15 protein-coding genes and 1 pseudogene are annotated in these 12,958 nt (G+C 64.1%); 10 read left to right on the forward strand and 6 right to left on the reverse strand.

The window, feature by feature from the left end; genetic code table 11:
• Window positions 1-39 precede the first annotated feature (39 nt).
• A complete protein-coding gene (gene purB, locus CK215_RS02490; RefSeq protein WP_095829974.1) occupies window positions 40-1,347 on the reverse strand; it encodes an adenylosuccinate lyase in 1,308 nt (435 codons plus the stop codon).
• 60 nt (window positions 1,348-1,407) lie between these two features.
• On the reverse strand, window positions 1,408-1,815 hold the full coding sequence (locus CK215_RS02495; protein WP_095829975.1) for a hypothetical protein: 408 nt from the start codon (window positions 1,813-1,815) through the stop codon (window positions 1,408-1,410).
• Window positions 1,816-2,116: 301 nt separating this feature from the next.
• On the opposite strand from CK215_RS02495, the gene CK215_RS02500 reads away from it, so the two are divergent.
• Entirely contained in the window at window positions 2,117-2,374 is a 258-nt protein-coding gene (locus CK215_RS02500) for a DUF2171 domain-containing protein (RefSeq protein WP_095780608.1), read from the forward strand.
• Window positions 2,375-2,389: 15 nt separating this feature from the next.
• On the opposite strand, the gene CK215_RS02505 is transcribed toward CK215_RS02500, so the two are convergent.
• A complete protein-coding gene (locus tag CK215_RS02505; RefSeq protein ID WP_095829976.1) occupies window positions 2,390-3,406 on the reverse strand; it encodes a P1 family peptidase in 1,017 nt (338 codons plus the stop codon).
• Window positions 3,406-4,470 carry a branched-chain amino acid ABC transporter substrate-binding protein gene (locus CK215_RS02510; protein WP_067328338.1) on the reverse strand — a complete coding sequence of 355 codons (1,065 nt, stop codon included), beginning with the start codon at window positions 4,468-4,470 and terminating at the stop codon, window positions 3,406-3,408. The genes CK215_RS02505 and CK215_RS02510 overlap by 1 nt, the downstream gene beginning before the upstream one ends.
• Window positions 4,471-4,648: 178 nt before the next feature.
• Between CK215_RS02510 and CK215_RS02515 the strand changes: the two genes are divergently transcribed.
• The 6 genes and pseudogenes from CK215_RS02515 (at window position 4,649) to CK215_RS02540 (ending at window position 8,996) form a co-directional block, all read left to right on the forward strand.
• Window positions 4,649-5,143 (forward strand): flavin reductase, encoded by a 495-nt coding sequence (locus tag CK215_RS02515; RefSeq protein WP_067328468.1) that lies wholly within the window; start codon window positions 4,649-4,651, stop codon window positions 5,141-5,143.
• 3 nt (window positions 5,144-5,146) lie between these two features.
• Window positions 5,147-5,337, forward strand: a pseudogene (locus CK215_RS02520) (VWA domain-containing protein); the annotation flags it as partial.
• Window positions 5,338-5,407: 70 nt separating this feature from the next.
• The gene (locus CK215_RS02525) at window positions 5,408-5,746 is read left to right on the forward strand and encodes an XdhC family protein (protein WP_095829977.1); all 339 of its coding nucleotides are present in this window, start codon (window positions 5,408-5,410) and stop codon (window positions 5,744-5,746) included.
• 6 nt (window positions 5,747-5,752) lie between these two features.
• On the forward strand, window positions 5,753-6,457 hold the full coding sequence (locus CK215_RS02530) for an XdhC family protein (RefSeq protein WP_095829978.1): 705 nt from the start codon (window positions 5,753-5,755) through the stop codon (window positions 6,455-6,457).
• On the forward strand, window positions 6,454-8,073 hold the full coding sequence (locus CK215_RS02535) for a molybdopterin-binding/glycosyltransferase family 2 protein (protein WP_095829979.1): 1,620 nt from the start codon (window positions 6,454-6,456) through the stop codon (window positions 8,071-8,073). Before CK215_RS02530 ends, CK215_RS02535 begins: the two co-directional genes overlap by 4 nt.
• Window positions 8,074-8,105: 32 nt before the next feature.
• Window positions 8,106-8,996, forward strand: coding sequence for an alpha/beta fold hydrolase (locus CK215_RS02540; RefSeq protein ID WP_095829980.1), 891 nt, complete (start codon window positions 8,106-8,108; stop codon window positions 8,994-8,996).
• Here CK215_RS02540 and CK215_RS02545 read toward each other — a convergent pair whose 3' ends face one another.
• Window positions 8,997-10,046, reverse strand: coding sequence for a DUF1176 domain-containing protein (locus CK215_RS02545; RefSeq protein WP_095829981.1), 1,050 nt, complete (start codon window positions 10,044-10,046; stop codon window positions 8,997-8,999).
• Window positions 10,047-10,191: 145 nt separating this feature from the next.
• Here CK215_RS02545 and CK215_RS02550 point away from each other — a divergent pair, with 145 nt between their 5' ends.
• Window positions 10,192-10,695 (forward strand): DUF1993 family protein, encoded by a 504-nt coding sequence (locus CK215_RS02550; RefSeq protein WP_095779624.1) that lies wholly within the window; start codon window positions 10,192-10,194, stop codon window positions 10,693-10,695.
• 51 nt (window positions 10,696-10,746) lie between these two features.
• Here the strand turns inward: CK215_RS02550 and CK215_RS02555 are convergent, their stop codons facing one another.
• A complete protein-coding gene (locus CK215_RS02555) occupies window positions 10,747-10,911 on the reverse strand; it encodes a DUF1127 domain-containing protein (protein WP_082954041.1) in 165 nt (54 codons plus the stop codon).
• Window positions 10,912-11,243: 332 nt separating this feature from the next.
• On the opposite strand from CK215_RS02555, the gene CK215_RS02560 reads away from it, so the two are divergent.
• The gene (locus CK215_RS02560; protein ID WP_170950201.1) at window positions 11,244-11,762 is read left to right on the forward strand and encodes a hypothetical protein; all 519 of its coding nucleotides are present in this window, start codon (window positions 11,244-11,246) and stop codon (window positions 11,760-11,762) included.
• Between the two features lie 117 nt (window positions 11,763-11,879).
• Window positions 11,880-12,947 carry an aldo/keto reductase gene (locus tag CK215_RS02565; protein ID WP_095830171.1) on the forward strand — a complete coding sequence of 356 codons (1,068 nt, stop codon included), beginning with the start codon at window positions 11,880-11,882 and terminating at the stop codon, window positions 12,945-12,947.
• Window positions 12,948-12,958 lie beyond the last annotated feature (11 nt).

Below are 12,958 nucleotides of genomic sequence, written 5' to 3' on the forward strand. Positions count from 1 at the left end.
TAGGCTGCGCCACGCTAGCGGGGCGCCCTTCACTCGGACTCAAGCCTCTCCAAACACCCGCTTGAAGATCGTGTCGACATGCTTGGTGTGATAACCGAGGTCGAACTTCTCGCGGATCTCGGCCTCGGGCAGTGCCGCTGTTACGTCCTTGTCGGCAAGCAGTTCCTCAAGGAAATCAGCGCCTTGCTCCCATACCTTCATGGCGTTGCGCTGCACATGGCGATAGGCATCCTCGCGTGACACGCCAGCCTGCGTCAACGCCAGCAACACGCGCTGCGAGTGGACCAGGCCGCGGAACTTGTTGAGGTTCTTCTCCATGTTCTCGGGGTAAACGAGCAGCTTATCGACGACACCGGTCAGGCGTGCCAAGGCGAAGTCGAGCGTCACCGTCGCGTCCGGTCCGATCATGCGCTCCACCGAGGAGTGCGAGATATCGCGCTCGTGCCACAGCGCCACATCCTCCATGGCCGGCATGGCGTAGGAGCGGACCATGCGGGCAAGGCCGGTGAGATTCTCGGTCAACACCGGGTTGCGCTTGTGCGGCATCGCCGACGAGCCCTTTTGTCCCGGCGAGAAATATTCTTCCGCTTCCAGCACCTCGGTGCGCTGCAGATGCCGGATCTCGACGGCCAGGCGCTCGACCGACGAGGCGATCACGCCGAGCGTAGCGAAGAACATCGCATGGCGGTCTCGCGGGATGACCTGAGTCGAGACCGGTTCCGGCTTCAGGCCGAGTTTCTTCGCCACATGCTCTTCGACATAGGGATCGATGTTGGCGAAGGTGCCGACCGCGCCCGAGATGGCGCAGGTGGCGATGTCTTCGCGCGCGTGCAGCAACCGCTCGCGGCAACGCGAAAATTCGGCATAGGCCAGCGCCAGCTTGACGCCGAAGGTGGTCGGCTCGGCGTGGATACCGTGGCTGCGGCCGATGGTGATGGTATCCTTGTGCTCGAAGGCGCGGCGCTTCAGGGCCACAAGCAGCGCGTCAATGTCGGCAAGCAGGATGTCGCTGGCGCGTGTCAATTGCACCGCAAGACACGTGTCGAGAACGTCCGACGAGGTCATGCCCTGGTGAATGAAGCGGGCGTCCGGCCCGACGAATTCGGCAAGATGGGTCAGGAATGCAATCACGTCATGCTTGGTGACGCGCTCGATCTCGTCAATTTTGCCAACGTCGAATTTGGCCGCGCCGCCCTTCTCCCAAATCGTCTTCGCGGCTTCCTTCGGGATGACGCCGAGCTCGGCCAGCGCATCGCAGGCATAAGCCTCGATTTCGAACCAGATGCGGAACCGGGTTTCGGGCGACCAGATGGCGACCATTTCCGGCCGGGAATAGCGAGGGATCATGGTTTCTGAATCCTGCTGGGAGAAGCTTTGGCCGCGTCCTAACAGAGGCCGGCTCAATGCTCAACGCCGCCGGCGTGCAAACCAGATGCTGGCGGCGGCAAGTGCGGCAAAGCCGAACGGAAAATAGAGCCGGATGCCAAGGACGACGAACTGGTAGAGCGCAGCGAGGATCGTGAACACGAACTCAGACCCCCAGGTCCGCGTGAAGGCCGGCGCGTGCCACTCGGCGTAGTAAGAACGGTATTGCAGGGCAAACAGCCCGCCGGTGAAAGCGAGCGTCGCGCCGAGCAGGCATACGAAAGCTGCGGCGAGCGCGGTTTCCCAGTGGCGGCCGCGCGTTGCCAGAGCGGCGAACGTCAGCCCGACCGGAAAAGCAAGCGCGCCGCCGAGCGCATACAGCAGCACGACGAAGCGGGCGCTGTCCGGCGTCTCCCAATAATACAGATTGAGGAAAGCGCTCGCCGCCATCGCAAGCCCCTACAGCAAGGCGCCGACAATTGCCGTGCCTGCCGAGGGCAGAGCGTCGCGCAGGCGGTTTGCCAGGCGCAGACGCAAGGAGGCCGGCTGCAGCGACGTTACGGTCACTGGGCCACGTTCCGCGGCGAAAAGGTTCGGCTTGCGTGGTGTTGGCAATGCTTCCCGTCTCATTGGCGTCATGGCTATCACGCCATGGTGAACAAGACGTGCCGCTCGATGCATCCAATCCGGCGGCCGTTTGTTATTGTGGGCGCCCGACAGGGACGCGCGGCCACCCACCGGAGGGACCAGCATGACCACCGATGTCAGCAAGATACGCGAGCATATGGAAGTAGTCGGCGCCGATGGCGTCCATGTCGGCACCGTCGACAAGGTCGAGGGGCAGCGCATCAAGCTGACCAAGGCCGACAGCGGCATGGGCTCGCACAAAGGCCACCACCATTATGTTCCGCTGGCTCTGGTCGCGGAGATCGAAGGAAAGAAGGTCTGGCTCTCGGCGAATTCGGAAGTCGCGGTGACGTTCGAGGAAGAGAAGTCCGACCCGACCTGACCGACGTCCAGAACTCTAGCGGGACGACCAGACCGGAAAGAGATCGCCGTCGGCCGGCGTCGCCGCGTGGACGCCGCGGCTGATGGCGCGGGCCATCGTAGACCCCGCTGCGGCATAGAGATCGATCGCTGCATCGGCGCTGAGTTCGATGCCGCTCCTGCCGGTCGCGAGCGCAAAGACGAGATCCCCGTCGGCCGGTGTGTGCGTCGGCCAGATGGCGCGGGCAAATCCGTCATGCGCCGAAATCGCCAGCCGTTTGGCGGCCGACTTGGAAAGCACGGCATCGGTGGCAATGACGGCAATCGTCGTGCTGGCGCCCTCTGGCGGTTCCCCTGCGCGCCTGTCGCGGTACTTCAAGAGTATCTTCCTGGCGTCTTCAGGTATCGGGTCGGGATAACCCAAGCCGCCGAATTCATCGCCGATCTCGAAGGGAGCGGCCCAGAAATGGCGGCTGAGTCCGACCGTCACCGAACCGGTCGGGTTGACGGCGGCTAGCGCGCCGATGGTGACGCCGCTGCCGAGCACCGTCGAGGCCGAACCCAGCCCGCCCTTCAGACCGGAAGTCAGCGCGCCGGTACCGGCGCCGACCGTACCGAGCGGGAAGTCGGTCGTTGTCGCCTGAGCCGCCTCGTAGCCAAGCTCGCGATAGGGCGGATAGCGGCCCCAATCCTTGTCGCCGCCATTGCGCAGGTCGAAGAGGATCGCGGCCGGCACGATCGGCACGCGAAAACCACCCACCTCGACGCCGATGTTTTTCTCCCGCAGCGCCGCCTGGACGCCGGAAGCGGCATCGAGGCCGAAGGCCGAGCCGCCGGACAGCACGACTGCGTGAATGGTCGCGATCGAGTTTTGCGGCTCGAGCAGGTCGGTCTCACGTGTGCCTGGTGCGCCACCCAGCACCTGGACTCCGGCCACCGCCGGCTCCTCGCAAAGCACTACCGTGACGCCGGACTTCAGCCTGGCGTCAGCAGCATTGCCGACGGTGAGTCCGGCGACGTCGGTGATCAGGTTGCGTGGACCGGTGCGGAACATCAGTTTTCCTCCAGCGGCACGAAATGGGAGCCGTCGAAACGGAAGGCGCGGAATGGGTTTTGGCTGAGATCACCCTTTTCGTCGAAGCGGACGGTGCCGATAGCGGTCGCGAAATCATGGTCGGTCAGCGTCTTGGCGAGCGGCTTGCCGGAGCTTTCTGCGTCGACCGCTGCCGCCTTGGCGATCTCCACCGCGGCATAAGCCGGCAGCGTGTAGCCGTCGGTCACGATCTTCCTTTCGCCAAAGGCCTGCACGACCTTGGGGTCCGCGACTTCTGACCACTCCGGCAACGCGATCATCAGTGTGCCGGCCGCATAGGGCACATCGCCGGGTGGCGTGCGCAGCGTCTCGCCGCCGGCGAAGGTGATGCCAGCATTGAGCGAGGCAGCGTCGCGCCCCATGATGGCGATGTCGTCGCCGTCGCCGCCGGCAAACACTTTCGTAGCCCCCGCTTTCTTCAGGCGGCCGATCAGCCCAATCTGGTTGTCGAGCTGCGGCCGGAACGTGTCGACGAAGACCGGTTTCAGCGCCGCCTGCTCGGCGGCCGCGCGGAAAGTCTCTGCGATCTCTCGGCCATAGATGGTGCCGTCATCGATAACGGCGAACAATTCGTTCTGCCAGAGCCGAGTGAGGATCGTGGCCACCGCATTGCGTTCGTCGTCGCCGCGCGGGCCAAGCCGGTAGACCGGCCAGCCGGTCTTGGCGCGGCGGTCGGTCAGGCTCTCGGTGCGCACGCCGATCGCGATCACCGGAATGTTGGCATCCTTCAGGATCGGCAGCGCCGCCTCGATCGCTTCGGTGCACAAAAAACCGACAACGATGTTGACCTTGGCATCCACGAACTGCCTGGCAGCCGCTGCACCGCCGTCGGCCGTGCAGGCGTCGTCAACGGTTCGGACCGCCACGCCTTCGGCGTCCGCCGCCAGCGCGGTCCCCGCCTCGATCTGCTTGCCGAGGATCGCCGACGGCCCCGACAGCGGTGCGGCGACGCCAACCAGCGTCTCGGCATGGACGCTCGCGGCCAGCCAAAGCAGCGCGGCTAAAGTCGTCGTGAGAAGGCGCATTCGGGCGAGAGGTCCTCCGTGCCGGGAGTATTGTTCCGGCACTATTCCAGCAAAGACCTAAAGGCTGCCTAATCCCGGTGCAACACGCGAATTCAGGATTGCGCTCAAGCACTTCGCTTGTGTCATACAATATGCAGCCATATATAACGAGCTTCCGTTTTGGCAGGTGGATCATCGGGTGCTGAAGATTAATGACATCGGGCCGCAAGCCTATCGCGATGCGATGGCGCATTTTGCCGGCCATGTGCATGTGGTGACCACGGACGGCCCGGCCGGGAGACGAGGCGCAACGGTGATTGCCGCCTGCTCGGTCTCGGATACGCCGCCCGCCGTGCTTGTCTGCCTCAACCGCGAAAATCCCAAGAACGAGGCCTTCATCCGGAACGGCAATTTCGCGCTGAACACGCTCGCCTCGGACCAGGAGGCGCTGTCGGTCGGCTTTTCCGGCATCACCGGCCTGCCGTCCGAGGAGCGCTTCGCGCTCGGCGAATGGGACGTGATCTCGACCGGCGCGCCGACGCTGAAAGGCGCGCTCGCCGTCTTCGACTGTCAGATCATCGATACCAAGGATTTGGCCACCCACCGTGTGCTTTTTGGCAAGGTGACGGGCCTGCGCATCGGCGATAATTTGCGGCCGCTGATCTACCACAACCGCGACTACCACGTTCTGTGAAAACCGCTCTTGCGCTTTGATGGGTCGAGGCGCGCACCCGTGGCGGGAAGGCGATGCTGCCGCGTGTCGACGAGTTCCGCGCCGTGCACAATCTCGACGCGCTGGCCGCTCCTTGCGCCTCGCTCGACCAGCGGCCGGCCGCAGCGGTTGACCCGCGGCCCTGGCTGCGAACTGGCGACAGGCGGGCCGCGTAGCCATATGTTTCGCAGCGATATATTGCTCTGGGACGTTCCCCGGGAAAAACAGACTTTGCGAGAAGCGACGATGGACCAGAGCATTTATCTCGACGAGGCCCGCGATCCCCTGATCATCGCGGAAGGCTGGATGAGGGACGGCAAGGATGTCGCCATCGCGACCGTGGTCGAAACCTGGGGTTCGGCGCCGCGCCCGGCCGGCAGCCATCTGGTTATCGACGCCGAAGGCAATTTCCACGGCTCGGTGTCGGGCGGCTGTGTCGAGGGCGCGGTGGTGGCCGAAGCGATCGACGTCATCGGCTCGGGCAAGCCGAGGATGCTGGAGTTCGGCGTTGCCGACGAAACCGCCTGGCAGGTGGGGCTGTCCTGCGGCGGCCGCATCAAGGTCTATGTCGAGCGGCTGGGTTGACTGCGGATGGATCCGTATGTTCTGAAAACATTGAACGAAGAGCGCCGCGCCAGGCGCGCCGCGGTGCTGGTCACCGACCTCGGTGACGGCCGCGACCGCATCGTGCGTGAAGGCGACCGCGTCGCGGGCGAGCTCGGTGCGGCGATCGCCAGTGCGTTCCGCACCGGCATCTCTCGATCGGTGGAAGCGGAAGGGCGGACTTTCTTTCTCAATGCGCATCTGCCGCGCCCGCGCCTGGTGGTGGTCGGAGCGGTGCATATCAGCCAGGCGCTGGCGCCGATGGCCAGAATCGCCGGCTATCCGGTCGAGATCATCGATCCGCGCACCGCCTTCGCCACGCCGGAGCGCTTTCACGGTGTAGCGCTGCATGCCGAATGGCCGGAAGATGTGCTGAAGCGCCAGCCGCTCGACAGCTACACCGCGCTTGCCGCCGTCACCCACGATCCCAAAATCGACGATTTCGCGCTGAAGGCGGCGCTCGACGCCAGGTGCTTCTATGTCGGGGCGCTTGGCAGCAGGAAGACTCACGCCAAGCGGGTCGAGCGTCTGCTGGCGCTCGGCGCCAGCGCCGACCAGATCGCCCGCATCCATGCACCGATCGGGCTGGACATCGGCGCCGCGAGCCCGGCCGAGATCGCCGTCGCGGTGCTGGCACAGACCATCCACGCCTTCCGCTCGCGCGGCCTGGAAAGCAAAGGCGCGGTGGCGTGAAGTTCGGGCCGGTTGCGATCGATGAGGCCGAAGGCGCGGTGCTGGCGCATGCGACCACTGCCGGCGAGCGGCGATTCCGCAAGGCGCATCGGCTGAACGGCGAGGACGTTGCTGCGCTGAAGGCGGCCGGCATCAGCGAAGTCGTCGTGGCCGTTCTCTCTCCCCATGATCTCGGCGAGGATGCCGCGGCCGAAAAGATCGCGTTGAGCATGTCCCATCGCAATGTGGAGACGAAGCCCGCTGCAACGGGACGCGTGAACTTGCATGCCGAAGCCGCAGGCGTCTTCACCGTCGACGCCAAGATGATCGACGCCGTCAATGCCATCGACCCGGCGATCACCATCGCTACCCTGGCGCAGCACGCGCCTGTCGAGGCGGGCCAGATGGTGGCGACGGTGAAGATCATTCCGTTTGCCGTCGCTGCGAGCCTAGTCGATGCGGTGGCCAGGATTTGCGCCGGCGGCGAAATCTGCGCCGTCAACGCCTATCGCCCGGTCAATGTCGGCGTCATCCAGACGACGCTGCCCGGCTTGAAGCCGAGCGTGCTCGACAAGACGCTGCGGGTCACCGAGGCGCGGCTGGCGCGCTCCGGCGGCCGGCTGAAGGCGGAGCGGCGCACGCCGCATGACGTGACGCTTGTTGCGGAAGCAGCAAGCGCGCTGGCGCGCGACAACGACATGGTAGTGATCTTCGGCGCCTCGGCGCTGGCCGATTTCGCCGATGTCATCCCTGCCGCGATCGAGAAGGCGGGCGGCAAAGTCATTCGAGCCGGCATGCCGGTCGATCCCGGCAATCTGCTGGTGCTCGGTACGCTCGACGGCAAGCGCGTCATCGGCGCGCCCGGCTGTGCCCGCAGCCCGAAGGAAAACGGTTTCGACTGGGTGCTGGACCGGCTGATCGCCGGGCTTGACGTGACGGCGGGCGACATTGCCGGCATGGGCGTCGGAGGCCTGTTGATGGAAATCCCGTCCAGGCCGCAGCCGCGCGAGCCGCTGCCGTCGCAGTCGGCAAAAGCGGAGCCGAGGGTCGACATCGTGCTTCTCGCCGCCGGGCGCTCCAGCCGCATGGGCGGGCCGAACAAACTGCTGGCGCTGTTCGACGGCAAGCCGCTGGTGCGGCGCACCGCCGAGCGGGCGCTGGGATCGAAAGCGGCCAACGCCATCGTCGTCACCGGCCATCAGCGCGAGCGGGTGCGCTCGGCGCTCTCAGGTCTCGATATCACGCTTGCACACAATCCGGACTTCGCCGACGGGTTGGCCTCGTCGCTCAAGGCGGGCATCGCGCGGGTCGCGCCCGACGCGGCCGGCGCCATCATCGTGCTCGGCGACATGCCTGGTATCTCGTCTAAGGATCTCGATAGCCTGATCGATGCGTTCCGCCGATCCGGGGGCCGCGCGGTGGTGCGCGCAGCGCATCACGGCAAACGCGGCAACCCGGTGCTGCTGCCGCGGTCGCTCTTTGCCGCCGTCGCGCAACTTGAAGGCGATACTGGCGCGCGCCATCTGGTCGAGGCCGAAGGGCTCGACGTCATCGATGTCGAAATCGGGCAGGGCGCTTCGATCGACGTCGATACGCGCGAGGCGCTGGAAGGCGCGGGCGGCGTGCTGCAGGATTGACAAACCGAAGCCGAATTTCGCATGGCTTCGGAATGTCTTTGCGCTGCCGAACTTTCCTCACTTTGCTCGCCGCAACAGCTTTTTCGCTCTCTGCCGCCGAGGGCCAGACGTTGTCGCTGAAACCCTTCAAGGACGAGCTTTTCGCTTATCCGGCGACGCTGTCGAGCGGCGACAACGGTGCCTATACGGTGCTCGACTATCGCGAGATGCGCGACATCAATCAGCGCGACGAGGTGCCGGAAAGGCGTGTGCATGCCCAATATACCGACCCCGGCGTGCGCAAGATGCAGCAGGACTTGATGCTGAAGACCGATGTCGGCGATGTCCGGCATGTCGCAGTCGGCAAGACGCAAGGTGCCGCCATCATCGTGCTTTATCTGCACGGGCAGGGCGGCAGCCGCAAGCAGGGCGTCGACGACTTCACCTTCGGCGGTAATTTCAACCGCCTCAAGAATTTGATGGCCGAAAATGGCGGTCTTTATCTTTCGCCGGACTTTCCCGATTTCGGCGACAAGGGCGCCGCCCAGGTCGCGGCGTTGATCGACCACTATGCAGAGACATCGCCCGGCGCGAAAATCTTCGTCGCCTGCGGCTCGATGGGCGGCATCCTCTGCTGGAAGCTGGCGGACCGCAAGGATACTGGCGCCCGCGTCAGTGGGCTGCTGCTGCTCGGCTCGCTCTGGGACCAAAGCTTCTTGACCAGCCCGGCCTTCAAGCGTCGGGTGCCGGTGTTCTTCGGCCAGGGCAGCCGTGACGGGGTTTTCCAGGTTGAGAAGCAGGAAACCTTCTTCCGCTCGATCCTCGCCAAATCGAAGAGCTATCCGACCCGCTTCGTGCGGTTCGAGACCGGCACGCATGGGACGCCGATCCGCATGGTTGATTGGCGCGGCACACTGAACTGGATGCTGACGAAAGCGCCCTGATCAAGGCGGCGTGTTGTAGTCCAGGACGGTCTCGGGATTGATCTCGCCGTCGTAAGACGCATCGACATCATACTGCACCAGCGAGAAATTGCCGTGGCGGAACAGATAGGTGCCGGTCGATGAAGCGTCGCCGACGCCGCGCCATTTGTTCATCGAGGTGATCGTCTTGGTCTTGTCGTCATATTCGGAATTGACCAGCTGGTCGTCGGTCTGGAAGCCGATGATGTGGATGCCCTCGACCTTGCCTTCACTGTTGTTGTTCTCGTAACGGATGTCGAGTTCCGGCGCGGCGAACTGCAACTGCCGGACGCCGGACACATCGTCATAGATGTAATAGACCGCGCTTTCATTGTAGGCGGCCATCGAGCAGAAGAAGCGGAAGAGCCGCGTCTCGCGCTCCGGCTCGTCGGCTCCAGCGTCCTTGTCCTTGTAATGGATCGAGTAGGCGTCCGGCTCGCCGGCCGGCTTGCCTTCCGGGTTCTCCTTGTCGCACTGCTCGCCATAGGCGGCGAGGAACGCCTTCCTGGCCTGTTCCAGCGCCTCGTCCTTCTTGGGCGGCGGCGGGCCGTCGCCGCAGCTTGTCGGCACGGCATCCTGGAAATCCGAAGTCGACGGCTTCAGGGCGCCCTTGTCGATAAAGATCGGCTGGAACGGCGGTTCCTGGATCTGCGCGTTGACCTGGCGAAGCGTGTAGCAGCCGGCAAAGATTTTGGCTTCGCCCTTCTTGTCGGTGGCCTGGATGACGACAGGGACGCTGTAGTAGATGCTGCCGGCAGCACCCTCGTCCGATACCGCGCCGGTCTTGACCTCGACCGCGTCGGTGCTGTCGTAGCCTTTAACGAAGGCATCGAAATCTTTTGCCGGCTTGGTGTCGCCGAAATAACCCCAGGCGCGGGCGAATTCATGCCGGTTGATCGCGCTGTAGAGCGAGCGAACAACAGCCTCGGCACTGGACCGGTCGTCGATATAAGGGGCTTCGGCTGCAAGCGCCGACCGGCCGATGGCCGCAAGGGAGAACAAGGCAGTCGCTGCGAGAATGGCAGGTCTCATCGGGAATCTCCGCTCGATAACGAAAATACTACCACCGCGATTGCGGCGAGGCGGTGACAGGGGCGCACGGGCTGCTTGAAGAATCGAGCCGGGAAGCGCTAGCTCACGGCCCGCGGCGCTGACGCCGCCTGGGGAGATAACTCACGTGACCATATCCATGTACGATATTTCCGTGGCCGTCTTTTCGGCCCGGCTGAAGGCGCTGGCCAGCGTGCTGTCACTGGCCGAACAGAACGCCGCCGACCGCAAGATCGACCCTCAGGTGTTTCTGACCGCGAGGCTGGCGCCCGACATGTTCGCGCTGACCCGGCAGGTACAGATCGCCACCGATCATGCCAAGGGCGCGCCGTCGCGGCTCGCCGGCCGCGAAGTGCCGAAATACGAGGACAACGAGTCCAGTTTCGCAGAGCTGCACGCCCGAATCGCCAAGACGCTCGATCATCTGGCGACATTCTCGGCCGCCGATCTGGACGGGTCGGAGGAGCGGACGATCGAATTGAGGCTTGCCGGACGCGAGGTCTCAATGGCCGGACTGCAATATCTGCTCAACGCAGCCATGCCGAACTTCTACTTCCACATCACCACGGCATACGACATCCTGCGGCACAATGGCGTGCCGCTGGGCAAGTCGATTTTCCTGGGACGCTGAAGACGGAGAGGTTTCCCGGCGCGGCCGAGACCCCCCTTCTTCATCGTTGAATCAGCGTATCGACATCTCGCGGGCGATACGCGGAAAGTCGGCCGGCTTGATGCCGATATCGGCGCGGTCGGCGTTGCTCATCGCGTTCAGCAGCGCGAGCGCCGATCGGTAACGCTGTTGTTCCTGCGGCCGCGGCCGCGCGAACATTTCGGTGAAGAACCCCATATTCCAGCCCCTTGTTTGTCCTCCACACGCCGAGAATATAGGTGATTTGTTACAATTGTGCAGTGCAGCAAGTGCATGGCAGCCATGCCTGGTGAATTTTTTCCGCCAAAATCGCTTCTCTTCTGAAACTTTTGCGGAAACTCGACCGTACGCCACGGTCCTGGCCCCCGGGCGGGCTTTTTCCTCGCCACTCTGGCGACCTGCCGGTCGGTATCAAATGCAGCGCGGCTTTGATCTTTCCGGCCGGCGTCTGCAGCTGCAACACCCGCAATCGTTAATGTCGTCGGCATTCATTTTTAACGACAGCGATCTATGGTCGACGGCAACAATGAATGCCGTTGCGACAGGAGGAGGCTGAGATCGGCACCGGGAACAAGCTGGATTTCGCTTCGTTGCTCGACGACCTCATCATCGCTTCCGAGAAGGGCGAAGACGGGGGCGCCCGGCCCTCTATTCCATTCGACTATCTGTCGGTGGCGGACGAGCTTCACTCCGGCCGCATCAAGGTCGCCGGCGAAAGCGTCGCCGCCGAGTACCGCGAAGCGGGCGCCGACCTTGCCGCCGAGTTCGCCGCGCTTCTCGACCAGGCCAAGCTGGCTCTCGCTGAGGAAGAGCATCGCCCTGAGGAAAAGCTGGCGCCGATCGACCCTGAATCGATTGCCGGCGAGCTCGGCCTCGATCGCCCTGCGAAGGATACCGATTTCGGCCGCATTCGCCGCAATTTCGCCTTCGCCAACCATCCGGACCGCGTCGCCCCGCATCTGCGTCAGCGCGCCATGATCCGCATGCAGGTGGCCAACATGCTGATCGACGAGGCCAAGCGGCGCGCGCTGGCCGCGGCACGACGCTAGCCGGTTTCCGAATTCACGCAAAAGTCGCCAGGACCGGCTTGGAGAAAATCCGGCCTATGCCTTATGCTTGAATTCCTCCCCGCGCAGCCGCGCGCCACCTCCCGCCGGAGACATTTCATGCAAAAACGCCGCCTCGGTCGGACAGACCTCCTTGTTTCGCAAATCTGCCTCGGTTCGATGACCTGGGGCCAGCAGAACACAGAGGCCGAAGGCCATGCCCAGATGGATCTGGCCTTCTCGCGCGGCGTGAATTTCATCGACACCGCCGAGCTTTACCCGATCCCGCCCAAAGCCGAGACGCAAGGGTGGACCGAGAGGATCATCGGCAGTTGGATGAAGACCAGGGGCAACCGCGACAAGGTCATCATCGCCTCGAAAGTGGTCGGCCGCACGGCCAACGCCTGGTTTCGCGGCGACCGGCCATCGAAGCTTGTGCGCGCAGACATTTTCGATGCGGTCGAGAAGTCGCTCGCCAAGCTCCGTACCGATTACATCGATCTCTACCAGATCCATTGGCCGGACCGGGACATTCCGTGGGGTTCGAACCCGACGCGGGTCGGGGCGGTAGCCCGACGGGCCGATGCTGTCGGCGCGCCGGCGGACGAGACGCCGATCGCCGAGACGCTCGCTGTCTTCGAGGAGTTGGTGAGGGCGGGAAAAATCCGCCATTTAGGCCTGTCGAACGAAAGCTCGTGGGGCGTCATGCGTTTCCTTGCCGAGTCCGACAAGGGCGTCGGCCCGCGCGTCGCCTCGCTGCAGAACGCCTACAATCTCGTCAACCGCACCTTCGAGGTGAACCTGGCCGAAGTCTGCCAACGCGAAGAGATCGCGTTTCTACCTTATTCTCCGCTGGCGCAGGGCTACCTCACCGGCAAATATGATCACGGCGCGCGGCCGCAAGGCTCGCGCACGCAGCTCTTCAATCGCGGCCAGCGCTACGAGACGCCGAATGCGGCGGAAGTGCTGCTCCAATACAGTGAGCTGGCGCGCTCCTTCGGCATGGAGCCGGCGCTCTTCGCCAACGCCTATGTGACGAGCCGGCCTTTTGTGACCGCGAATATCGTCGGCGCCACCAGCGTCGCCCAGCTCGACATGGCGCTGTCTTCGGTCGAGGTCCGCTGGACGGAGGAGATGCAGAAGGCGGTCGACGCCATCCACCAGCGCGTCGGCAACCCTTGCCCGTGACTGGAAATCAT

Origin of the sequence: Mesorhizobium sp. WSM3864 (genome assembly GCF_002294955.1) — a bacterium.
Lineage (GTDB): Bacteria > Pseudomonadota > Alphaproteobacteria > Rhizobiales > Rhizobiaceae > Mesorhizobium.